General features: G+C 51.4%; 18 protein-coding genes. 10 read left to right on the top strand and 8 right to left on the bottom strand.

The features are described from left to right. Positions 1 to 12: 12 nt before the first annotated feature. The gene (locus tag BLP47_RS02020) at positions 13 to 414 is read left to right on the top strand and encodes a type IV toxin-antitoxin system AbiEi family antitoxin domain-containing protein (RefSeq protein WP_091849876.1); all 402 of its coding nucleotides are present in this window, start codon (positions 13 to 15) and stop codon (positions 412 to 414) included. Further along, positions 398 to 1,330 carry a nucleotidyl transferase AbiEii/AbiGii toxin family protein gene (locus tag BLP47_RS02015; protein ID WP_091849874.1) on the top strand — a complete coding sequence of 311 codons (933 nt, stop codon included), beginning with the start codon at positions 398 to 400 and terminating at the stop codon, positions 1,328 to 1,330. Before BLP47_RS02020 ends, BLP47_RS02015 begins: the two co-directional genes overlap by 17 nt. A gap of 80 nt (positions 1,331 to 1,410) precedes the next feature. Here BLP47_RS02015 and BLP47_RS02010 read toward each other — a convergent pair whose 3' ends face one another. The 3 genes from BLP47_RS02010 to BLP47_RS02005 form a co-directional block, all read right to left on the bottom strand. Then, a complete protein-coding gene (locus BLP47_RS02010; protein ID WP_091849872.1) occupies positions 1,411 to 2,970 on the bottom strand; it encodes a hypothetical protein in 1,560 nt (519 codons plus the stop codon). Between the two features lie 274 nt (positions 2,971 to 3,244). After that, the gene (locus tag BLP47_RS08420; protein WP_157671378.1) at positions 3,245 to 3,391 is read right to left on the bottom strand and encodes a hypothetical protein; all 147 of its coding nucleotides are present in this window, start codon (positions 3,389 to 3,391) and stop codon (positions 3,245 to 3,247) included. A 276-nt stretch (positions 3,392 to 3,667) separates the two neighbouring features. Continuing rightward, positions 3,668 to 10,477, bottom strand: coding sequence for an InlB B-repeat-containing protein (locus tag BLP47_RS02005; protein ID WP_091849870.1), 6,810 nt, complete (start codon positions 10,475 to 10,477; stop codon positions 3,668 to 3,670). 328 nt (positions 10,478 to 10,805) lie between these two features. Between BLP47_RS02005 and BLP47_RS02000 the strand changes: the two genes are divergently transcribed. Then, positions 10,806 to 12,644: an ABC transporter ATP-binding protein gene (locus BLP47_RS02000; protein WP_091849868.1), complete on the top strand. Its 1,839-nt coding sequence runs from the start codon at positions 10,806 to 10,808 to the stop codon at positions 12,642 to 12,644. A 15-nt stretch (positions 12,645 to 12,659) separates the two neighbouring features. On the opposite strand, the gene pdxH is transcribed toward BLP47_RS02000, so the two are convergent. Then, positions 12,660 to 13,430: a pyridoxamine 5'-phosphate oxidase gene (gene pdxH / locus BLP47_RS01995; protein ID WP_249883378.1), complete on the bottom strand. Its 771-nt coding sequence runs from the start codon at positions 13,428 to 13,430 to the stop codon at positions 12,660 to 12,662. 179 nt (positions 13,431 to 13,609) lie between these two features. Here pdxH and BLP47_RS01990 point away from each other — a divergent pair, with 179 nt between their 5' ends. Then, entirely contained in the window at positions 13,610 to 14,023 is a 414-nt protein-coding gene (locus BLP47_RS01990) for a hypothetical protein (RefSeq protein ID WP_157671376.1), read from the top strand. A gap of 236 nt (positions 14,024 to 14,259) precedes the next feature. Then, the gene (locus BLP47_RS01985; protein WP_091849864.1) at positions 14,260 to 14,871 is read left to right on the top strand and encodes a hypothetical protein; all 612 of its coding nucleotides are present in this window, start codon (positions 14,260 to 14,262) and stop codon (positions 14,869 to 14,871) included. 43 nt (positions 14,872 to 14,914) lie between these two features. On the opposite strand, the gene mazF is transcribed toward BLP47_RS01985, so the two are convergent. After that, positions 14,915 to 15,259, bottom strand: coding sequence for an endoribonuclease MazF (mazF, locus tag BLP47_RS01980; RefSeq protein WP_091849862.1), 345 nt, complete (start codon positions 15,257 to 15,259; stop codon positions 14,915 to 14,917). After that, positions 15,259 to 15,504: an AbrB/MazE/SpoVT family DNA-binding domain-containing protein gene (locus tag BLP47_RS01975; RefSeq protein ID WP_091849860.1), complete on the bottom strand. Its 246-nt coding sequence runs from the start codon at positions 15,502 to 15,504 to the stop codon at positions 15,259 to 15,261. The genes mazF and BLP47_RS01975 overlap by 1 nt, the downstream gene beginning before the upstream one ends. A gap of 152 nt (positions 15,505 to 15,656) precedes the next feature. On the opposite strand from BLP47_RS01975, the gene BLP47_RS01970 reads away from it, so the two are divergent. Further along, on the top strand, positions 15,657 to 16,841 hold the full coding sequence (locus tag BLP47_RS01970; protein WP_091849858.1) for an FAD-binding domain-containing protein: 1,185 nt from the start codon (positions 15,657 to 15,659) through the stop codon (positions 16,839 to 16,841). A 126-nt stretch (positions 16,842 to 16,967) separates the two neighbouring features. On the opposite strand, the gene BLP47_RS01965 is transcribed toward BLP47_RS01970, so the two are convergent. Further along, on the bottom strand, positions 16,968 to 17,396 hold the full coding sequence (locus BLP47_RS01965; RefSeq protein WP_091849856.1) for a hypothetical protein: 429 nt from the start codon (positions 17,394 to 17,396) through the stop codon (positions 16,968 to 16,970). 516 nt (positions 17,397 to 17,912) lie between these two features. Here BLP47_RS01965 and BLP47_RS01960 point away from each other — a divergent pair. Next, entirely contained in the window at positions 17,913 to 18,257 is a 345-nt protein-coding gene (locus BLP47_RS01960) for a helix-turn-helix domain-containing protein (protein WP_157671373.1), read from the top strand. Then, positions 18,247 to 19,527: a type II toxin-antitoxin system HipA family toxin gene (locus tag BLP47_RS01955; protein WP_091849852.1), complete on the top strand. Its 1,281-nt coding sequence runs from the start codon at positions 18,247 to 18,249 to the stop codon at positions 19,525 to 19,527. The genes BLP47_RS01960 and BLP47_RS01955 overlap by 11 nt, the downstream gene beginning before the upstream one ends. 130 nt (positions 19,528 to 19,657) lie before the next feature. On the opposite strand, the gene BLP47_RS08415 is transcribed toward BLP47_RS01955, so the two are convergent. Further along, positions 19,658 to 19,795 (bottom strand): hypothetical protein, encoded by a 138-nt coding sequence (locus BLP47_RS08415; protein ID WP_157671370.1) that lies wholly within the window; start codon positions 19,793 to 19,795, stop codon positions 19,658 to 19,660. 942 nt (positions 19,796 to 20,737) lie between these two features. On the opposite strand from BLP47_RS08415, the gene BLP47_RS01945 reads away from it, so the two are divergent. Then, on the top strand, positions 20,738 to 21,292 hold the full coding sequence (locus tag BLP47_RS01945) for a type IV toxin-antitoxin system AbiEi family antitoxin domain-containing protein (protein ID WP_091849848.1): 555 nt from the start codon (positions 20,738 to 20,740) through the stop codon (positions 21,290 to 21,292). Then, positions 21,285 to 22,232 (top strand): nucleotidyl transferase AbiEii/AbiGii toxin family protein, encoded by a 948-nt coding sequence (locus tag BLP47_RS01940; RefSeq protein WP_157671367.1) that lies wholly within the window; start codon positions 21,285 to 21,287, stop codon positions 22,230 to 22,232. Before BLP47_RS01945 ends, BLP47_RS01940 begins: the two co-directional genes overlap by 8 nt. Positions 22,233 to 22,862 lie beyond the last annotated feature (630 nt).

Genomic DNA, 22,862 nt, shown 5'->3' with positions numbered 1-22,862 from the left:
AAGATTGTAACTATGAACACGATTCAGCAACAAATTAAACGCTCTGTAGCCAGACAGCATTCCGATGTTGTATTGCGCCAAGATCTGTTGAGATTTGGCTCAAGCGCGAGGGTAGATGTCGCCCTTGCTCTCATGGTTCAAGCAGGATCGCTTTATCGAATTGGTAGAGGGGTTTATGCAAAAACCCGAAAAACTTCCTCGGGGAGCTTTGTACCCAGGGCTACCCTCTGGTCACTATCCCGAGAAGCCCTGAGAAAACTTGGTGTCGGCTTCGAACTGCACCCATTAATCAAGGCCTGGGAGGCGGGTGAAACAGATCAAATTCCAATGCATCTAATCGTGAAAACCGACAAGCGAGTGTCTCGCAAAATGTCAGTGGGTCAGATCAAAATAGAATATGTTTCTAATTTCTGATGCTCAAGCTGCCTTAGTTTCAGATGTCGTAAGCGACAACCGCTCCCCTTTTCGAGAAGATATTCTGGAAAAGGACCTAGTGATCTCAAAGGTGCTTGAGTTGGTGGCAACCTTGAATGCCTCTCCATTCCAGCTCGCCTTTGGCGGCGGAACCAGCTTGGTCAAAGCGCGTGGCCTGATGGACCGGTTATCAGAGGATGTTGACCTAAAAGTTATCACTCCAACTGGATTGTCCCATAGCAAAAGAAGGTCAGTCATGAGGCAAATTCGCGCTGAGTTTCAAGAGCTTTTGAAAGCAAACTATTTTTTTGGTGTTACGGCCCAGGCCAAATATGATGGGGGATACAGTCAGCTCACCATCCCCTATCAATCTCGATTTAAATCAGACTTCCAAATTGAGAGCTCCATCAAATTAGAGTTCTTCGCCCAAGTCGCTTTGGCTCCCACCACGCCCCTGCAGGTTCAATCTTTGGCCTACACCTTTGCTGGGGTGGTGAGCGAAACACAAGTTATAGAGGTCGTTGCACTTGAAGAGACCCTGGCGCAAAAGGTGGTAGCTTTTTTATCTCGATTAGATCAAATCGAACGCAACCCCAAAATAATTCGGCACGTGTACGACATTTGGAGAGTTAGGGAACTCTCCAAAGACCGAGACTTAATGCAGGAAATATTCGACTTTTCCATTGACGAACTTTCCAGTCGACACAGGGTGTTTACCGAACCGGCCATCGGATTCCGAGCTCTAAATTCTCTGGCCAAAGATTTCGCAGATTCACCTAATGTCCAAGCTGCCTATAACTTGCAACTCCCGGCAATAGCGTCGGCCCCGCCGAGTTTTAAGGAGGCTGCGGAGCAATTTTCGAATCTCGCAGCTGCTTTGTTTTTGGGCAGTAGTTATTCGCGTGCCATCTTGTGACTCGATTGTCTCAAGACGACTGGAAGGCGGTATTGAATGGACAATCGGATTGCGAAATCAATCAGAAGTTGTAGTGCGCCCTAATCCAAGCTCAACTTCATTTGCTTATCGCTGATGCGAGTGATTCTGACACCTTGGTATTCAACAGAGTCATCAATCTTCGGTTTTTTATTGTCACCGAGGAAACTCCAGAAGTTCTTTTGATATGAGCTGGGGTCTCTATCGTCTCGATAATGCGGGCCATTCACGTTCACCCGATATGCGGTGAAGCCGGTCTCTAGCGATGCATTGCAGTTGCTACAAATCTTGGTGAATGGGCCCGGCTCTCTGCGCTCAATAACTATCAGCTCTTCAGCGTTTAGCCGAACCATCACTGACTCTTTGCCGTCACCAAATGTGTCTATCGAATCCATAGTGATAAATAGCTCTTGCTCTAAAGATTTTTTATCAAGACAAAGAATTTCTTCCTCATCAAACCAACCATTCAAAAAAGCCTCCCAGGAGGTGACGGCCTTAGAAGGGCCCCACTGATTTGAGGTTATGTAATGGCCGCTCCCGTTTGATGGGCCGTGACCAACAAAGCCTTGAAAATGAAGTATCTCGTGGATGGCATGATCCCAAACGGTCGCGTTAGCCGGCCGGTTCCCAGCTCGCCATCCCAAGTCCCCATAAATAGATGCTGTTATTGGACCATCTTGAGAAGAGAAGTTTTGGTTGAAGCCGTAAGCGGTTGTTCCAAACTTCCTGTCGGCGTCGGCGGGGAATATGAAGTAGATGATTTCAACTCCTTCAAAGTCATAGGCCATATCGGCGGCGGCAATCATTTGCTGCACGCCGGTGTTTTTAGGTTGCAATTCTTTGGGGGCGCCGCCGCACTGAGCGCAGGTATACCACTGGGCCTCCTTCGGGGCTCTAATCCAAGACTTGGCATTGAACTCGATCTCGTAGGTGAGCTTGCCGCGGCTAAAGTGCTTGGCCCACTCGCCAATCAGCCGAATGTCCTCTTTGAATAATTCGGCTGGGCTACCCTCACCCAGTGCATTGGAAAAATCGACCGGGATGATGGCTATTTTCACATTGCCAACCGCCCGGTTCGAGCGCTCTACAGGAAACCCCTTTGACTGACCGCCAAGAAAGTTCTTGGTTTCTCTTAGCTGACAGGCTTCAAGCGGAAGAGCCAGGCTTCCCCAGTTTTGGGGCTGGTCTTGGTCAATAGACCCGGTCTCAGCATTATGCGAAGGTACCAAATTGGCTAGTTCATCATCGGTTCTGATAGTTAGTAACACCCTGCCGGAATAACTCCGGGCAGCTGTCGACTTCGTTTGGTACCAAGTCGACAGTTCCGGGTTTAGTTCTTTGGCGTAGTCACAAGCTGCCTTAGCACGCTTCCGAACGGTAATGTTCACGCTCATAGCCTGCTCGTAGTAACGAACACCGGTGCAGATAAACTTCTCGGCATAGGCATTGGCCTCCACCGCTTGCTCCACCTGGGATCTCTGAAGCGGCGTTAGACCGGTAGCACTGGCACTAAAGCTTGAGAGCGTCTTCTGCTTGGCAACGTATTTGGTAGCGCCTTGGGCGGGCACAAGACCAAATGTCAAAACAGCAACTGACACGAGCCCAGCAATTAGCTTCTTCATGATTCCCCTTAGTTATCCCCGAACAACCTTATAAACGTTACTAAGGATCCAATATCACCAAAAACATAGCCCGCCATTTACATCTAACCAATCAGCGCTGACACCCATGACTCTAGCCAATGTAGTGCGCTAAAGCTTGTTACTGAAGAGCACTCGAAGATCATGAATCACTTGGAGGTTGTTGCTCTCAGTATAAATACTCCATCCCCAGGACACATAGGGCAGATGCAATGATTGGGCCCTTCTGCAAACGCTGTCGTTCGTTGTCTTTTCTTCAGGCTCGGGTGCCGCTGTAGTGGGATTTTTTTATACAAGCCGAATCATCAGCCCCATTACCGATACTTACCGACACAATCGCCTTGGTTCCCAAGAGAGCGGCAATAACTGAGGCACCGACCGTGAGTTTAGTTTTGTTGTTCATTTAGCTCCCCGGGCTATTGAGACGGCACTGACATTGGTAAATGTTCATAATTTTTTTCTACCTTCTGGCGACGCCCCAAGTTACAACTTGTCAAAAATTGTTGACGCGCCCACCCAAAATCTCCATTGGGCGTCGCTCAAGATAAAGAATCTGAATTGAACCTGAACTTAATTTCACGTTGCCGCTTTTAGTGGGATTTGAGCTATCTCAACATGGCAATTTTCAGCAGGGTATTGGGGCGAGACTGAACCAATTGGCGCCAAAATCTAAGGCAACCTACCTAGTTGTAATAACATCTCTTCTCAAAAAGTTTGAGTTTAGATAAAGGTCAACAAAGATCTTGTAGCCGGCTCCTGTGAACCTGACCTTTCTTGAGTAATCAAAGCTCTTGTACTTAGTAATTGGGTCCTGCACCAACCACTTGCCATCAACTCTCGCAGAGAGTTTCTGGCCCATGAGGTCTTGGGTATAAAGAGCCACGTAACCCTTGAATGTGCCAACCGTTACCTTGCCGGTCACGGTGATTGGAATATTCAGCGTGATTTGCTTGCCGTTGGCATCGGTAGTTATCAGCTGCATGGTGTGCTTGCCGGGTAAGAGGCTGGCTGGCAAAAGCATCTGGGTGGCGAAGGCGCCATCGGCCAAAGTCTCAACCTCGCCAACAAAAATTGGCTCAGAGAAAACCCAGACCGAAACCTTGGCTTTTGGCCTCAGGCCAGTGCCTGATAGGTCAGCCATGGAGCCGAGTTGAAAATCGAGACTTAGGTTGGTTGCAATCGGTTTCGATTGACCGCTTGAAATGTCCGCTTTGATTTCTAGCTTCCAGCTCCCTGCAGAGGCAACCAGTTTTTCTCTTGGTGCGTCGGCGACAATTCTAACCTTGTCGGTAGAGCCTGAAATAGACCCAGCAGGGCTATCAACCGGGCTCACAGGTAATACCGGATTCACGGTTGGGGTCATTGAAGGAACCTGTTTGGGTGGCTGGGTTGTTCCCGGTGTTGGTGTTGGTGTTGGGGTCGGTGTTGGGGTCGGGGTCGGTGTTGGCGAGGTGTTGGCGGATCCTGAACCTGGTTGACCACCTGAGCTCACTGCAAACCAAAGTGCATAAAGGGTTATTGGTGCCGTGACAGAGGGCGTGTGCGGGAAAGTGACCTTAGTCGCTGAGCTGTTTAGAATCGAGCTCCAGCCATCAAATGTGAAGCCAGAGCGAGTTGGGTTACTAGGGGCACTAAAGCTTCCAGCCGCTATGAAGCTGCCCGCTGCAACCGCGCTTCCGCCAGTTGAGTTAAAGGTCACCGCATACCTTGTTGGAGTTGGAGTCACCGATGAAGATGAGCCTGAAGAACTTGATGTTCCAACCGAATTGGTTGCGGTGACGGTGAATGTGTAGGCGTTGTTGTTATTTAGCCCGGTTATGGTGCAGCTGGTTGTGGCGGTGGTGCAGCTAGCGCCACCAGGTGAGGCAGTAACCGTGTAGCTGGTGACCTCGGCACCACCGTTTGAACCTTGGGTCCAGCTGACTGTGGCGGTGGTGTCACCGGTCACAGCAGTAACCGTGGTTGGGGAACTTGGGTTGGTTGATGCCACAACAATCTCTGGGTCTTCGGTGAGATTCACAACCACGCTGCCATCGACTTGGGCAACACCTAGGTTTGTAACGTTTGTACCAATAATCTGATAAATAGTTGCGCCGGCTTTAATGCTTGGGTTTGTGAGAGTCACTGCGATTGATTTGCCGGCCGCGGTGTTAGGCACTGTCGCTGAGTCACCAGAACCATAGATCCAGGAAACCAAGATTGAGAAGAAGTAGTTGTTGTTGCCGGGGATCAAGTTTGATTGGCGATCGGTGTCTTTGAAGTAGCGGACGGTTATGACCGTGCCGGGGGGAAGAGCACCGGTTGGAATCTGCACTCTTGCAGAAGTGCCAGAAGGCGTGTGATTCAGCGTGCTGTCAGTGCTGGTGGAATTGCTAGCGGTAAAAGTGCTAGCAGCTTCTAGGGTCGCTTCATCAACACCGAATAGGGAATTCTGCACCCAGCGCGCATGCAGGGTTCTTGAAGCAGTTGGTGTGAAGTTGTCTCCCGCATCCCCCAGTTTTACCCCACCGATTGCTTGGTCATACCAACCATTGAATGTGAAGTTTGAGCGAGTGGCGGTTGGCAGCAGGATTGGCATTGAGTTATTTGGTGCCTGTAATTGGGTCACTCCATTGACCGTGGCAATCGCTCCACCTTTTGCATCGAAATTTAGAGTGAAGTTGGTCGGTGTCCAAACCGCAAACAAAACGGTGTTTTGGGCGGGCCTAAAGTCAGTTACTGCCGTACCGCCAGAAGAGGTTGCCCAGCCCGCAAAAGTAAAGCCGTCTTTTGTGAAGCGATGGTCAGAGGCGCTAGGCAGGGTCATTGCAATCGGATCGTAGGTATAGCTGTCCGAAATCTTTGGTGTGGAAGATGCTCCGCCTTGCCACTCATAGCTAACCAAGGAGGTATTTGGCGTCCACTGAGCTACAAAAGCCTCTGACACAGAGCCCACCACGAAGCCCGAGCTGATTGCATAGATCGTGGCCCCTGAGTCATTGGACCAACCCGCAAAACCGTAGCCGGTTTTTCCATCCGGGTTTGGCAGGGCCAGAACCTGGCCAATGTTCTTAGTTTGGTTGGCAAAGTTATTACTACCACCGGCTGAGTTAAAGCTCATGGAGTATGAGATCGGCGTCCATTGTGCATAGAACAAGTAGCCAGTTTCGATGACCGTGTGCTGGGCCATACCTGCCTTGAGGTCACTCGTAGCCTGAATCTTCCAGCCGTCAAATGTGTAGCCGACTCTGGTGGGAGTATCACGCAAGTTGATTAATTGCCCATAGATACACAAAGACGCAGGGCTAGCGATGCAAGCCCTGTCTCTATCATCACCATCGGTCTCGGTGTCATTGGAAGATTTAGTACCGCCCGCAAAGCCGTATCTCACATCGAATAGCCGCACCCACTGGGCGGTGAAGGTGACATCTGTTGCACCAAGGGTATAGGCATCTGCGGAATTAAATGTTGTTGTGGTGTCTTTTTTCCAGCCAAAGAACAAGTAGCTCTGGCTAGAAATGGTGACCGTTGTGCCAGCCAAATTGGGCAGGGTTATTGTTGATCCAAAGGTGTTGTTGCCGTTAGTAGGCCAGCCGGTTATTGTTAGCCCCGCAGCGGTCCCCTGATCAAAGCTGTAGCTAATTACCTTTAGGGTCCAAACCGCATAAAGGGTGGCGTTGGCAAAGTTTGGGCGATAGTCATTGTTTACCGCAGAGCCATTTTGAGTCTCAGACCAGCCGGCAAAATTAAAGCCCGTCTTTGTGAAACCCGAGGTTGGCAGTGTCACGTTCGCTGCGGGAGTCTGCCAGCTTGTCGGGGCCCCAACCAAAGAGCCAGAACCACCATTTAGGTTGTAGCTGATCGTGTAGCTAAGCGCGCTCCACTGGGGGTAAAGATTAATGCTGGCTGTGCCCACCAGGATCGATTCTCCAGAATTCAGAGCCGTGCCAGTGCCATCCGCATTTACTACCCAGCCCACGAATACATAGCCCAAGCGAATCAGTGACCCACTATTTGCTTTCACTATTGCAGTGCCGCCGATGTTGTAGTTCAGCAAGTCAATAGGCACGCTGCCACCAGAAGCATTGGCGGTTATGCCGCCCGAGGTGTTTGTCGAGTTATAGATAATCGAATAATTAATTGCAGTCCACTTGGCAAATACAGTGAGGTTCAAACTTGGCGTGTAGCTCGCGCCCCCCGCACCTGCTGAGCTGGTTAGAGCAGAGTTGGTAAACCAACCCGCAAAGGTGTATCCGATCCTGGTCGGGGTCGGAAGGGTGATCGGTGTAAGAAGGGTTGTGTAGTTCTCGGTGATAGTTGTATTGCCAGCTTCAGCGCCTGAGTAGTTATAAATAACCGTGAAGGTGGCTCCTGACCATTTGGCATAAAGGGTTACGGCGTCGATGGTCCCTGGAGCATAGGGAAAAGCCAGTGCTGCTCCGCCAACGGCAGCCGCCCAGCCCGTGAATGCGTAGCCGGTTTTGGTGGGCGCAGTCGGGGCCGAGATGCTGCCGCCGGTTACGAAGCTAGACGGAGATACAGCACTGCCTCCCTTTGAATCAAAAGTCACCACGTGGCTATTTGCGGTCCATTTCGCGAAGAGCGTTATTGAAGCTGCGGGAGAATAGCCGGCTCCGCCGGCTCCAACCGAGTTGCTAAGCTCAACTTCTGAGTACCAACCACCAAAAGTAAAACCGGTGCGGGTGGGAGTGGGTAATGTAATGACCGGCCCGCCGAAAGTGAAGGAGCTGGTCGCAGTGCCAGCGCCGCCATCGGCACTGTTGTAGTTATAGGCGACCGTGAAGATGTTGGCGGTCCAAACCGGAAAGAGGGTCAAGGCGGCATTGGTTGTGTAGCTAGCCCCTAGAGCAAATCCCGTGCCCGAAGTTCCATCAGCATTCGTGTTCCAGCCTGTGACGGCATAACCAGTCCTTGAGAAATAACCATTTGCGGTAGCCGAGTTCGGAAGAAGCAAATTGACGTTACTGGTCTTGGTAGCCGTCTGATTTACCCCGGTACCAAAATTACCAGCGCCAAAAGTCACCACAACTCCTGAGAGCACTGTGGTCGGAACATTTATGAAAATCTGTAGATCGAAGTTGCTCCTAGGAGAAGCAGAGGTATCGCTAAAAGTCCAATCCGAGTGTTCTCCAGGGTTGTTTCCAAATCCAATTTCAGGATTTTTAGAGTGCCGGTTCCAAGCAAACACGGTTTGCCTCGTAGCCGCTTCACTGTGCAGCTGGAACGAGCCGTAATCTCCGTTAGAGGCGGCAGTGTCGTTGTTGTCATATTTGTTAGCTTGCCTCGGACTGGGATAGGTCGTGGCAGGCGACGGCACATAATCCATAGGAAAAAGCTCGAGCCGACCATCTAGGGCATGGCCATTGACGACGCCAGAGGCATTCGAAACAATCGTGAGGTCTGATATGTCCCCCTGAATGACGAACCGGCTATTAGTTGTGGGAACCTGCAGATTAGCGACAGTGAAAGACTCAGCGGAAGCGGGGGCGGTTCGAGTGGGGTTTCCTAAAATACGGCTGAAATCAGTGTCGGCGTAGTTTGTTACTCCGCCAATACCCGCTTCCATCCGATACCTCACGCGAGTGAAGTTCGAACTCGAATTGGCGCTTGCCGCTCCGCCAGTTAAGCCAAAACCCGATTTGTAAACAATGTTCCCGCTCGAACGAGTTGGGCTGTCGACATCATAAATTTTGGTCCAAGGGTAACCATAGGCGCCTGTTCCGCCGGAGTGGCCAGCGGCCACTCGAACAAAGTAAGCCTGACCCCCGGTAAGGCCTGTGATTTGGAAACTTGTGTCGGATGAAGCAACACTGTCGCTCGCCACACTCCAGGTTCCCGCGCCGGTTGTCGAATACTCAACGCGATAAGAGGTCACTGTTTTTCCCTCGAGAACCTCAGGGGCATCCCAGGTAACGGTCAGGGACCCATTACTGGCGGCAATAGCTATGTTTTTTGGTGGAGATATTGAACTCACAACACCTTGGGTCCACCTCGCATAGAGCGTCACGTCAGCTGACACACCGGGGCTGTAAGGGAAACTAACTGCAACTCCGACATTGGATGCCGACCAACCATCGAATGTGAAACCGATTCTGCTCGGCGGGGTTGGTGCCGATGAAACCGAACCGCCAGTTGTGAAAGTCAAGTTCGAAACTGCAGTGCCGCCATTTGAATCAAATATGACGTTGTAAGTGTTTGCATTCCAAGTGGCCGTCAGCACCACATTGCCCGTTACGTTTCCAGTCGAGGGATAAGCGACTCCGGTTCCAATGGTTGCTGATTCAATTTTCCAGCCGGCGAAGCTATAGCCGCTGCGAGTGAAGGTATTCGCCGGGGTAGTGAAAGTTGAACCGATTGCAGCGGTCGTTGGTGCTGTGGGTGCTGAACCCGATCCGCCGGTTCCTGCCGCGTAGGTAATAGAAGCCCGGGCTAAGTATCTGACAATTACTACTCCATCGGATCCTTTACCACCGAAGAAACTGCTGTTATCAGCCCACGCGCCTCCCCCGCCCGAACCGTAGGTTGTTGCATTTTCTCCACTTTTGCCCTTTCCCCCAGACTCCAAAGCACCTGAACCACCCCCCTCTTGACCACCGTTACCGTTATCAGATTCAGCCAGTCCACCACCACCACCAGCTGCGTACCAAACTGCCGATCCGGTAATACTGTTCTGGGTCCCTGGCCCACCCTTTCCAGCATCGGAAGAGGCTGCCCCTGACGTTCCCACTCCTGCAGATCCACCTCCTCCACCAGCGCGATTCTGACCGTTCGAATTTCCGAAGGGGCCTCCGTTAAACCCCTGACTGCCGGTTCCAACTGCAACTGTGTTATAAACGCCTCCACCACCTGAAGCCCCGTCCCTTACACTTTCAGACCCAACCCCATTGCCGCCAAATGCCCCCGAGCCTCCGCCAAAAGCCTTCTCGCCAAAAGCGATAGATGGTGTGGCGGCGACTAGAGAGGCCGCAGAAACACCTCCCTTTCCAACAGTTATTGTTTGAGGGCTTGAAATTGAAAAATTAGTCTTGTATATGAAACCACCGGCTCCTCCTCCGCCTGCTTCATAGGCTCCCGAGTCTCCTCGGCCGCCCGCTCCTCCTCCGCCAACCAGCAGAACATCAGCCATAGTCACTCCTGCAGGAACAGTCCATGTCGTGCTTGCGGTGAATGTGACTACGCAATCGTCTCCAACTCGAACCGCAGAGGCGGCCCCAGCCGTGCCAATTACTTGATTGCAAACACTCGGATTGGTTCCAGTGGCTATTACTGTTGCCGCCTCCGCCCTGGGTGCAAGCCCCAGGATTGGGGTTACTAAAGTGAAGATCAGAGTGGCTGCGATGGTGAGTGAGATGTTCGCGTTTAGGGGAGGCAGGCGCTTCACTAGATCTTTGATTACCGTGAGGCCCTTTTGGGTGCGATTTAATCTAGGCGTGCTGGGGTGGAACGTCCTAATGGCGTTCACGTGGATCATGGCCCCGGCCCCAATCAAACCCTAAAAAATGGTGCGAATTTGTAATCAAAAATAATAATAAGCACCCCGTTTTAGCGGACTTCTAACATGTTCGGATACCCGAAGGTTTAGGTGAAATTTCGGCGTTATTCGCCTCTTAATCTAAGAATATTGAGCCAAACTCTCTCTTTGATCTGGCTAGAAAATCATTAAAGCCGCGAGCGTTTACTTTGCTCCAAAAGGTAATGTGGGTCTTTAGAGCTACCCGCTAGTCGGCCGAGTCGGTCCCGATTAGCAGCGTTTTGAGGAGATTGATCAAGCGGCTTGCAGGCAATACCTCTTGCAAGCACTCAAGTATCCTTAACGGATGAGAACGCGTGGTGGATCGGGTAGCTACATGGTTGATTCCGATAAGAGAAAAGCAGAAAACGCTGCGGCACCAAAAGTTGAGAATCTGCTAAAGCGCATTGCCGCTTTATTTGAAAACCACCGGGGTGCCCTAATTGGCACGGTCATTTTGGTGCTGATTGGTGCCGCCCTCACCGTAATTCCGCCGCTACTGATTGAGCGCACCTTTAATGAAGGTTTATTTCCACCAATTGGACCGCCAAACATGCCGCTCTTGATTGAGCTAGTGAGTTTGATGGTGGCAATATTTATCGGTGCAGCCGCTATTGGGGTTTGGCAAACCTACCTAACAGCCAAGGTTGGCAACGAGGTCATGGGGCAGCTCAGGGAGCGGCTTTTTGCCCACCTGCAAGCAATGGAGTTGGCGTTTTTCACCAAGACCAAGACCGGCACCATTCAGTCGCGTTTGCAAAATGATGTCGGTGGTGTTGCCAATGTGTTGAGCAATACCGTTTCTAGCGTGCTGGGCAACACCGTAACGGTGATTGCCGCCTTCATCGCGATGCTGCTATTGAGCTGGCAACTGACCGTGGTTGCCGTGGTGGTAATGCCACTGATGATCTTGGCGCAGCGCCGAGTCGGTCAGGTCAGGGCCAAGATTGCCGGGAAGACTCAAGAGTCTTTGAGTGAGATGACCGCCATTACTCAAGAAGCACTCGGGGTTAGCGGCATCCTTTTGGCAAAGAGCTTTGGTCGCCAGCAGATCGAAGTCGATCGATATGCCGCCGAAAACAAGGTTCAGATTCGGCTGCAGGTTAGCCAAACAATGAGTGGCCAGTGGTTTTTCGCTATGGTGCAGATTTTCTTTTCTGCGATTCCCGCAATCATCTATTTATTTGCCGGCTGGTTGATCACCGATGGCAGCGTGGTTTCAATTGGCACCGTGGTGGCGTTCACCACGGTGCAGGCCAGGTTGCTTTTTCCCTTGATGGGCCTGATGCGAGTGGTTTTAGATCTGCAAACCAGCGAGGCTTTATTCGCTCGTATTTTTGAGTACATGGATTTGAATCCGGCAATCATTGATGCGGAAAACCCCGAGAAACTAAAAGCCGAGGATTTGGGGTCAGTAGAGCTTCGCAATGTCACCTTCAGCTACCCGGGCTCTGAGAGCGAGGTGGCGACCCTAAGGAACTTGAACATAAAGGTAGAAAAAGGTCAATACGCGGCCCTTGTGGGGCCATCGGGTTCGGGCAAAACAACCATTAGCTATTTGATTCCAAGGCTCTATGAGGCCAGCGAGGGTCAGGTGCTTTTTGCAGGGGTTGATGTGCGCAATATTGCCCAAGGCGACCTGATTGATCAGGTGGGGATTGTGAACCAGGAGACTTACCTTTTTCACGCCACCATCAAAGAGAACTTGGCCTATGCCAAACCCGAGGCAACGGATCAAGAAATTATTACCGCGGCTAAAGCCGCGAACATTCACGAGACTATTGCGAGCTTCCCCGAAGGTTACGACACCATGGTTGGTGAGCGTGGTTATCGGCTATCTGGTGGAGAGAAGCAAAGAATCGCGATTGCAAGGGTTCTACTAAAAGACCCACCGATTTTGATACTCGATGAAGCCACTAGCTCGATGGACACCCAGAGTGAGCGCATCGTGCAAGAGGCCCTAGATACTTTGTCGCGGAACCGAACCACCATCGCGATTGCGCACCGGCTTTCGACAGTGATCAACGCCGATGTGATTTTTGTCATTAGTGGTGGTGAGGTGGTGGAGCAAGGCACCCACACCGAATTACTAAAGGCCAAAGGCCTTTACTCAAAACTGGTGAACCAGCAGTTCCAGACCGATTAGCCAAAAATGAATTTACTAGGGCTGCAAGCGTTCGATCTTCCAAGGCCCAATTAGGCCGGCTTCATCGATTATGCGGGTAAAGGCGATGCGATCGTGCATGCGGTTGGAGCGGCCTTTCCAGAACTCGATTCTGGTTGGCACAATTCGATAACCGCCCCAGTAATCGGGTCTTGGCACCTGGGCGTCTTTAAATCTTTCGAGAGCCGTTTCAAACTGAGCATCCAAAGCGTCACGGTTTGCAATGGGTTGAGACTGCTGGCTTGACCAAGCGGCAACTTGCGACTCTTGCGGCCGAGAATGAAAATACTCATCGGAATCAATGCCTGGCACAGTTTTAGCAACGCCCTCGATTAGAACCTGTCGATACATCGAGTACCAACCAAACACCGCGCTCACCGCAGGGTTAGTAGCGATTGCCCTGCCTTTACGTGAACCAAAATTTGTGAAAAAGAAGAAACCGTGTTCATCAACACCCTTGAGTAAAACGGTTCTGGCGCTTGGTGTGTTCTCCTTTGTGACCGTGCCCAGCACAAATGCGTTTGGTTCATAAATCTTTTGGGCCTCGGCATCCTTTAGCCAGAGCTTGAACTGGGCAATTGGGTCGGCGAGTAGTTGGGTCTCATCTAGTGCTTCTTGACCGTAGTCTTCGTGTCGATTTAGTGAATCCATGACTCCAACAATAAGTGCTTGACCGATTGCTCGAGTCCAAAAAACAAGGGCAGGTTTGCCTGCACTTATGACACCGATGCCCAATCTCTCCGGGCCGATGTGTTTGTGGAGCTGCACGCTTCAGGTGGCAGAAGCCCTGTCCCCGGCGATCAAACTGCCGCACTCGAGTTGAGCCAAATCATTCATTGCTTCGTTTAGGAAGTCAGGCTAACTGTTATTGAGTAAGGGCCTTAGTAACACTTACTGAGAAAGTGTTACTAAGAACCGATCTCAACAACACTTTCAAGGTGGGTCTTTTGCGCAATACCAAATCTTATTTTGAAGCACTCGGCGCCTATCGGGACGGTGATGCCGCCAAGATTATCCGTGAGTTCGCTGCGGCATCACACTATGCCGCGGTCACTGGTAAAAAGCTGGTGGACGATCTTTCGGCAGAGCAAGCTTCGGCACGAGAAAGACTTGGCAACTTGCGCAGCCAAGCTGGAGGCTGGGAACTACTGCCGCATCTGATATCTCAACCGGTGGTGAACGCCACTTATGTGCAGGAGAGGTTGGGCATGAATGCGATGAGCGCTGCTCGAGCTTTAGCCCAACTCACCGATGCCGGGATACTCACCGAGGCAACTGGCCTTAGGCGTAACAGGGTGTGGCAACAAAGCGAGATCCTGAACATCCTCGACGAATATGCAAGGAGCATTAGAAGGTCTTAGTCGATGCAATTTCGTTGACCAGATGCTGATTCAGAGGGAACGACTTCCGGCTGCCCGGAACCCGAGATCTAAGCCTCATTAGGCATTGGCGTTGAGAGCTCTCTGGCCATTGGCCAGAAACGTTCTCGCCAGAGAAGCCCAGATTGCCTGTTTTATATTTAAGAGAAATAGGAATACTTCCATATAAATGCGGAAATGTGCTTCCATGTTTACATAAAAACTGCGATAATGAAACGGTGAAAAACCTAGACGTAGTCTGGCGCACGCTAGCTGATGCAGCGTTGGGTGGCAAGCGAGACTGGAGCAGCATAGGCGAGATTGCCTATGCTGCATCGGTTGCACCATCAACTACCCACCAGGCACTTGGTCGGCTAGTTGAGATCGGAGCCTTGCGCGCAAATCCGCTTCGTGGTTACACCGTCGTTTCTCCACAGAAACTACTAGAGGCTCTCGCCGCACATCGCAATCTCAGTGCAGACACATTGGTTTCAACAACGCTAGCGGCAGCGCAAAACTTCCTCGATGGAGTTTCGGTGAACTATGCACTAAGCGGCACAAGTGCTGCTGTGCATCACCTTGGTGGCCAAAACACCGTTGCAGATCTTGGCCAAAGGGTCCTCTACACAACTCACAATGTCCTTCAGAAGGACTTTCCCGAATCAGACGAGGTCGTCATTCTCAAACAAGACCCGCTAGCTGCACGCACTTGGAAGTCTGGTTATGCAAGTCTCGCCCAGACCTACGCGGATTTATGGGCGAGTCCCGGCTGGCAGTCCGCCGAGTTCCTGCGGGCACTGAGGACAAAACTGTTCGCTCAAGCGGATTGGGAACGGGGAGTAGTTGCCTAGTTTCTATGAAGACGGTAGTGGAGTCATCCGAGCCTAGGTTGAACTAGAGCCCTGATACCAAGGACAGTATTTTGCGTCGGACCTGGGCTAGAACCTCACGCGACACCTCGCCCTTCTTTTTGGCGTTTCGGGCCTTGAAATCAAGAGACTTGACTTGGTCAGCGATTATGACGCTTGAAGTTCCAGCCAACTCTGTTCTCACCTCGAATGGATAACCCTTTATCTTTGTGGTCACCGGGCAACAAAGCATTAGTCCCGATTTAGCGTTGTAGGCGGCAGGGCTAATTACCAAGGCTGGTCGGTGGCCAGCCTGCTCATGGCCGGCTTGCGGATCAAACTCCAACCAGACCAAATCTCCGGCCTCTGGAATGTAGCTACTCGGTGCCATTAGAGGGTCTCTTTGCCCACTGGCGCCCCGAAGCTGACCTCGGAATGCGAGTTCTCAGGGGTGATGCCAGCAATCAGGTCTTCCAGGTCAAAATTCACGTCTGGTGCCGGCTCAATTATGATGCTCCCTTTTGACACGCTTATGTTTACCTGCTGGTTCGCGCTGAAGCGGGCGTCCTTCATGACGCCGGCCGGAATGCGCAGTGCTGCACTATTGCCCCACTTGCCAATTGCTGCCTTCGCCATTGAATCCCTCCGCTCGTTGTTTCTACATTGTAGAAACAGAACAGCCCGTAGTCAACAATTGAGCGCAAAGTAATCTCTGCTTGTCCGAGTCCACAGGACGAAGGTGGGTTTACATAAACTTATGACACTGAAACCGAAGGGGTCTTACCCAATTGAAGCAATTTGATATCAACACCGATGCCGAGTCGCTCCTCGGCGATGCGTTTGAAGGGCTGCATTCGGGTGGCGGTAGAAGTTCAATCCCCGGTGGTCAAACTGCAGCGAACTTGGCGCTCGAGAGCCTGAGCCTAAAGGGCTATGCCAAAAATCGCTCTGAGGTGTTACCTATTCAAAATAGGGGAGCAACGGTTTTATCGCCTTATATTCGGCACAACATTATTCAGCTTCCAAAGCTCTGGGAGCTGGCCGCCAAAGCCCCGCAATACGATAAAGAAAAGTTTCGAGACGAGCTGTTATGGCAGGAATACGCCAGACACTTATATGCACGCATTGGGACGAGGTTATTTGAGAACCTGAGGTTCGAGCAGAACTGGGATACTCCCGGCGATGGTTGGCCAAGGGGCATGGCCTGCATTGACTTTGTTTTGGACGAACTAAACCAAGACGGTTGGCTCGTGAACCAAACCAGAATGTGGCTAGCTTCACACTGGAGCGTGCGCAATAACAAGGGTTGGCTCCACGGCCAAGAGCGCATGCATCAAGAGCTGATTGACGGCTCGCGTGCCGCCAATCTTTTGGGTTGGCAATGGACTGTGGGCACTGGCACCGGAAAGCCCTACGGCTTTGCCCGCTGGCAGGTGCAAAAGCGAGCGCCGAGTCTTTGCCGAACCTGCCCCTTGAATAAGGCCTGCCCAATTGAGAATTTTCCAGCCGAAACACAACTTGAGTCTTTGCCGGTAGATCCACTACTTAGTTTTGACCCAACACCCGAGTTGACAACCGGGCCGCTAAGCCCAATTCGAAACCAAAAGCCCGATGTGGTGCTACTCACCATTGAATCTTTAGGGGACATGGATCCTGCGATGGTGGCAAACCCGGAGCTAACCGTGGCATTTGTTTTCAATCAGCCGGCGCTTGAGAAGTTACAGCTTTCTTCTAAGCGCATCTATTTCTACCTAGAGACACTTCAAGACCTGGCTAATCGGCGAGAGCTCTCTGTTTACCTTGGCGACCCGGTGGAATTTGCCAAGACGAACCGGGTTGCGGTTACCCATGCGCCCGTGCCAAGTTTCGCTAAGTTCCAGAATCTGGCCGAGGTTCACCCCTACCCCTGGCTAAAGCTGCCGCACTCTGGTTCAGTGAAGTCCTTCAGTGCTTGGCGAGGAAAGCTGCGCTAAATCAGAAGCCTGCTCGTAATCATTGGCCACGAACCTCGGCTTAAAGTTAGACACCTGCGGTGCCCTAGGGCACCGCAGGTGTCGCTAAATATCAGACTGAGTCAAGACTTGGTCGGTGACTCCAGACTATGAAATGGCTTCAAAAGCCTTCAACTTCCTAATCTGCATAATTGTTCGCAGAGCAAACAGAGAGTGCCAAAGAGTAAAGATCTCGACTGCCAGTGATAATAGGCCTAAAGGTTCAAACCAATTGCCGATGTCGTCCATTGCGCCAGGCATCCCTGTAGTTCGATTCACCACATAACCCAAAAGGACCGCGGCCGAGGCCCCAGCAGCGCCAAGATAATCAATAGCGGAGCCCTTCACTGTCAATCGCTCGATGATTACGGCGGAAAAAACTATCACCGCTATGTAGGCGATGGCTATGTAAAAGGTTTCCTCCCACTTGGCCGGCAAGTCCATTACGTGGACACCAGCCAATCCAAAAAGACCAAGAATTACGTTGCTTCGACGGTTGTGCAGATGGGCCTCAAGAGAGGACAGTGTGTTTTTCATTTGCTAAGAGTAAGTGGGCAAACCTGCACATTTTTGATTCACAAGAAACTCACAGGCTAGACTCAGGATTTCAGCATTCGACTAAAACTATCCAAGTCTGTTTCAGTGAAAAACTGCACGATAGGTTGGCTGCACTTGGAGATCTGGTTATGCAAGTCTGGCCCAGACCTGCGCGGACCTGTGGGCGAGTCTCGGCTTGCAGTCCGCCGAGTTCCTGCTAGTACTAAAGACAAAGCTGTTCGCTCAAGCCGATTGGGAGCAGGCAACACCATGATGTCATTTTTTCTAATTCAATAATCGACTGACTTACCCCTTCCTGCTCTGGAGTAACGTCCGTCGTTGACTTAGCGTGTGTCTTTCACCTGGCTGCGTAGGGTGTCGGTGGTGAAAACTTTCTGCACGGGGTATCACTGATAACTTCGGCAGGTGTCCTTGGAGATTCGAGGCCTTCACAACTAGCCTTCATAATGTCTAGAATTACTTACATTATCTTATTTATAGAGTATAATGTCTAGTATGTCTAACATTACACGCACAACTGCAGAGTGGCAGGAGCTTGTTGGTGAATCGATTCGAAGTGCACGCCTCGCCCTCGAAATTGACCAACAAAGCCTGGCAGATCGAGCTTCGATAAGCCGTGCCACCCTAAGCAAGCTAGAGAATGGTGGGGCTTCTAATTTGGCAGTGTTGATTAGGGTTCTCGTAGCCCTTGGACGGACCGACTGGTTAGAGCTGCTTGATGAATCAGGAGGAGATGTAAGCCCCTTGGCCATGGCAAGAGAGCTGTCCCGCCAACCGGGCAAGCGCCAACGCTCTCCAAGGAAACGAACACAATCAAGAGTGGGCATTGATGGAGTTTGAATCCACAAAACTAATTAGAGTCTTCCTTTGGGGGAACTACGTGGGGGCGCTTGCGCAAAGCTTGCGTTCACGATCCTTTGTTTTTGAATACACCCCCGAATGGCTTCGCACAGGAATCGAGTTCGCACCACTCACCATGCCAACAGGCTCACGCACCTATTCTTTTCCCGGGCTGGCACCTGAGACGTTTTTCGGCCTGCCTTCGGCCATCGCTGACGCACTTCCCGATCGCTTCGGAAACAGCATCGTTACAGCCGAGTTGGCACGAAGAGGGGTCAGCGCCAGCGGTGTAAGTGCTCTTGACCGCTTGGCTTATGCCGGGCCTAGGAGCATGGGCGCTCTTGAATTCTTGCCAGACGCCGGACCCGATAAACCAGATGCTTCAATGCTCAACATAGGTGAGCTAGTAAGCATTGCTCGTGACGTGATTGGGGGAAGTCTTGGCACAGAAGTGGAATCAGAGGCCGCGCTCGATCAGATTCTTGCCGTGGGGACCAGCGCCGGAGGCGCTAGGGCCAAGGCTGTTGTGAACATCGACCCAGGAAATGGGTATCTCTACTCTGGCCACAAAACAACACCGGGCTTAGAGTCATGGCTTCTGAAGTTTGACGGCGTTGGTGTAGACAAACAACTTGGTGAAACTGGGCAGTATGGCCGCATTGAATACGCGTACTCATTGATGGCAAAGGCTGCGGGGTTGCAGATGTCAGAAACTCGCCTTTTGGAAGAGAACGGCCGGGCACATTTCATGACTCGGCGCTTTGATCGCACGGATGCGTTTACCAAGCTGCACTTGCAGTCCTTATGTGGACTAGCGGCTCTGGATTACAACGCCATTGGAGTTCACGACTATGCCCAATATCAAAGCGCGATCTCTGCACTCGGGCTCGGTGAAGAGTCTGCGGCTGAAGGATTTCGAAGAATGGCATTTAATGTAGCGGCAGCAAATTGTGATGACCACACCAAAAACTTCGGATTTTTGATGGATTCGAATGGGCAATGGTCGCTAGCTCCAGCCTACGATGTGACCCACGCCTACAACCCCCAAGGGCCCTGGACGTTCCAGCATCTAATGGGCATTGACGGAAAGTATCAAGCACTAACCAGGAAAGACCTATTGGTTTTCGCTGAGCGTCATAGTGTTCCAGGAGCGCTAGTGATACTCAATGAGATAAATGACGCCATTGACTCTTGGTCGACGTTTGCCTCGCAGGCTCAGCTTCCAACAACCGACAGGGACACCATTGCTAAGGACTTCCAGCGGGTTTGAATTCTAGGCAAGCTGTATTTTCAAGGCACTTATTGGCGCCTTCATGACTGAATTCTTGACTTCAAGAGATGTTGTAGCTGAATAGAGTCCGGGTGATTAACCTCTACAAGTTTTTCGATTAACTCCGCTCTCAGCTCCACCAGTTGATGGTGATGAACCTAATCTTGCTCGCTTCAAGGCGGCCAGCGAGTTCCAAATACTGGGCATTAGAGAATTGCTCCGCTTTAGCGCTAAGGAAACCCTCGTCCTCGTTGTAGTTTTGAAGCATAAATTCACACTAGGCCTCTAGGTCTGACACAAGTGCCGGGTGAAGCTGCTCCCGCAACGATAGAGAATGTTCGTCACCAACCTCAACGAATGGCCAAGATGTCCAATTGAATGAGAGAACGATTGGCTCATCTTTGGGTTCCGATGATTTTTCTTGAGGGATCATCTAGTTGTCCTAATTAGAGTCGCGGTGCCAGTTCTGAGTTAGGCAACTTCATGAAGACCGTTGGCTGAATTACGATTTTTCGCCGTTGGACCTGACCGAGACCCTTGAAATAAAGAAACCCAAGAAGTCGTGAAGTCTTCTTGGGTCTCAGTGCGCTTGAAGGGACTCGAACCCCCAACCTTCTGATCCGTAGTTATGTTGCAGTACCTCTATATGTAGGGGCCGTGGCAATGTACCCCGGTATTTTATTAGTCAAGCCACCCTTTGCAGACGCGCCCAACTCCGTCCGTTTCCGTCCATTGAACGGAATATAAACGGATTCAAACACCTTGCTTCACGAGTTGCCTCGTGGCGTAATACTGAAAATAAATCCCTGTATAGAGTGACGACTAGCGCCGCATAGAAATAAATAAAAAACTCAGCTCCAAGGTCATGGGTTTGCGTGCCGAGGGGGATCCTCAGCCCCTCATGAAACGCCCCAACAAAGGGCTCTAACAAGCGGGTGACTGCCAGGGCATCAAATCGACCATCGCCGTGAGCATGTACGTGTCTCATCTGCAGTCCAAGATTTGTTCGCGACTTCAAAAATTCGTCACGTGAACCGATATGCTCCTCCAGGATTTCCAACTTGTCCAGAAATGGGCCTATTTCCCCTGCCCATCTGCTTTGCAAGCCTTTCGCTTTTGCCTAAAGAATAACGTTATCGTTATCGTTTTGACATCACCTTACCATGTCAAAAAGACCACGAAAGTGTTATTCTTTTGACATGGTACTAAAATGCTAGCTCGCGACAAGCTCTGGGAATTCGCGGCCAACCAGCATGGATATGTCACGATTCAACAGGCCGCCAAGCTCGGAATCAACAAGGGCGCTCTAACCATGTTGGCTCAACGCGGAACAATCAATCGCGCCACTTTCGGTGTTTACCGATTACCGAACTTTCCTTACAGCGCTGCGGATCGGCTCATGCTCGCGGTCCTGTGGACGCGCGCGCCCGAAGCGGCGCTCAGCCATGAAACGGCTTTGGACCTATATGAGATCAGTGACATCAACCCAAGCAAATACCACATCACCATCGCAAAGGGTCGTCGACTCCGTCGCGCCGACAGCAGCCCGTACGCTATTCACTACGAAAACCTCGATACGAAGCAGATTGGTTGGTGGGAGGGGGTTCCTTCCGTGAAGCCTGCCACGGCTATCGCTCAGTGCATCGACTACGGAACCCCGACTCATTTGATTCGACAGGCGCTCGAGCGTGGATTCCAGCAGGGCCGCATCACACAAGAACAGCGTGAAGAACTTGCGACAAGATTAGCGCAGCGAGATGGCTGAGCCATTTCCTTCTCGCCTTGCGGCAATGCTGCGGGAACTAAAAGCGAAGGAATCGCAACCTGCCTCGGCAAGTATCCTGACTAACTGGATCACCCAAGCTGAATCGCGACTTGGGAACGAAGCCGGTGGCGGGCGCCTGGGATGGTTGATTGCCTCGTCGGTTGCGGTGGCGGCCGTACAACGAGCCTTGGGCAAGGATGGTCGCCAACTTTTTCTATTAAAGGGTGGCAATCTGCTTCAGCATCGCCTCGATGTCCCAGCTCGCACCACGAAAGACATTGATGGACTCGTTCGTGGTGACATCGATGATTTCATAGGCGTCTTAGATGAAGTATTTCGTGAACCTTGGGGGCCGTTCACTCTCCGCCGAGGGGCGATTCAAGTGATTAATGTTCCGACCCGGTTGCTGAAGCCAAAACGCTTCGAAGTCTACATCGAGTTGCGTGGGACAACTTGGAGACGAGTACAGTTTGAGATTTCCCATGACGAGGCAGGTATCGGCGAAGAATCGGAATCGATAGAGTCGATGCCGCTCAGTGGGTTCGGCCTACCGGACTTGGATGGGCTTGTCGGCCTCACTCTGCGTCACCAAATAGCGCAGAAGTTTCATGCAGTCAGCGACCCTCACAATCCACCTGAAGCCGTCAACGACCGCCCCCGAGACGTAGTAGACCTAATCCTCCTTAGAGACTTGGTCGCTGCCACTGGGCACCCAGCACGCATCGCATTAGTGCTTGCCGCGAAGGCTGTTTTCGACGCGCGCGCGGAAGATTCCCTAGCCCTTGGTCTCACACCAAGGTACTGGCCGCCCCAAGTAGTGGCGCATCAGCACTGGGCGTATTCATACCATCGAGCCGCGGATGAAGTTGGCCTAACACTTTCCCTAGGTGAAGCAGTAGCACAGGTGAATCATTGGATTACAGACTTAAGCCGTCAGTAGGTAATACAAAAGCCTCTCAATTTCGCAAGAGGTCTCTTCATCGTCTCATTTATGTGTAGCCTTTCTGAATTCGCTGCGAAGACAGGTTTCAGGATGGGAAATTTTTGCCTGCCAGATCTCTTGACTGATAAAAATTCGCCTCTGAAACGATCTCCTATGGAGCGCTAACAGGCAGCACGATAAGCGCACAGGTGGACGAAAGTGAGATACCCGTTCATGTTTAGTCTTGACCATTTACTCTGCGCACCGTGTAAGCCTTTTTCGGCAATGTCCGTGGCGTGTTTGGTGCGAATCAACTGACAGGACAAGGGGTCAACTAGCTAATCGTCGGTGTAAAAATGGCCCCGCATTTACAAGCAGCAAGCTGCAGGGTCGTTTTCTCACAGAAGCAGAGCTATCAGGATTGATCTAATCTAGATTTGCTAGGCGAGTGTGAAGGTTCGTTTTTCCCCTCACGAGATATCAACCCTAGGCATCCGGAAGGATTCTGAACCTTTCGGCCTATTCCTAGCTTTCAGGATCCAAGTAGCAATCTGCAAATGCATCCGCGGCTTGTCGGGCAGTAGCCCTTGAAGACATTGAATGAGGTTTTTTTGGGATACTTCATAATCCCCACTGGCATAGAGAGAG

The organism is Candidatus Aquiluna sp. UB-MaderosW2red, from assembly GCF_900100865.1.
GTDB lineage: Bacteria > Actinomycetota > Actinomycetes > Actinomycetales > Microbacteriaceae > Aquiluna.
This window is presented reverse-complemented; position numbering and strand designations above follow the sequence as displayed.

Excerpts from the sequence above, each read along its gene's own strand:
- BLP47_RS01965 (WP_091849856.1), bottom strand. The coding sequence starts at position 17,396 with ATGAAAAACACACTGTCCTCTCTTGAGGCCCATCTGCACAACCGTCGA.
- BLP47_RS01975 (WP_091849860.1), bottom strand. The coding sequence starts at position 15,504 with ATGGCGAAGGCAGCAATTGGCAAGTGGGGCAATAGTGCAGCACTGCGC.
- BLP47_RS01940 (WP_157671367.1), top strand. The coding sequence starts at position 21,285 with ATGGCTGAGCCATTTCCTTCTCGCCTTGCGGCAATGCTGCGGGAACTA.
- BLP47_RS02000 (WP_091849868.1), top strand. The coding sequence starts at position 10,806 with ATGAGAACGCGTGGTGGATCGGGTAGCTACATGGTTGATTCCGATAAG.
- BLP47_RS02010 (WP_091849872.1), bottom strand. The coding sequence starts at position 2,970 with ATGAAGAAGCTAATTGCTGGGCTCGTGTCAGTTGCTGTTTTGACATTT.
- BLP47_RS08420 (WP_157671378.1), bottom strand. The coding sequence starts at position 3,391 with ATGAACAACAAAACTAAACTCACGGTCGGTGCCTCAGTTATTGCCGCT.
- BLP47_RS02015 (WP_091849874.1), top strand. The coding sequence starts at position 398 with ATGTTTCTAATTTCTGATGCTCAAGCTGCCTTAGTTTCAGATGTCGTA.
- mazF (WP_091849862.1), bottom strand. The coding sequence starts at position 15,259 with ATGGCACCGAGTAGCTACATTCCAGAGGCCGGAGATTTGGTCTGGTTG.
- BLP47_RS01955 (WP_091849852.1), top strand. The coding sequence starts at position 18,247 with ATGGAGTTTGAATCCACAAAACTAATTAGAGTCTTCCTTTGGGGGAAC.
- BLP47_RS02020 (WP_091849876.1), top strand. The coding sequence starts at position 13 with ATGAACACGATTCAGCAACAAATTAAACGCTCTGTAGCCAGACAGCAT.
- BLP47_RS01945 (WP_091849848.1), top strand. The coding sequence starts at position 20,738 with ATGCTAGCTCGCGACAAGCTCTGGGAATTCGCGGCCAACCAGCATGGA.
- BLP47_RS01960 (WP_157671373.1), top strand. The coding sequence starts at position 17,913 with ATGTCTAACATTACACGCACAACTGCAGAGTGGCAGGAGCTTGTTGGT.
- BLP47_RS08415 (WP_157671370.1), bottom strand. The coding sequence starts at position 19,795 with ATGCTTCAAAACTACAACGAGGACGAGGGTTTCCTTAGCGCTAAAGCG.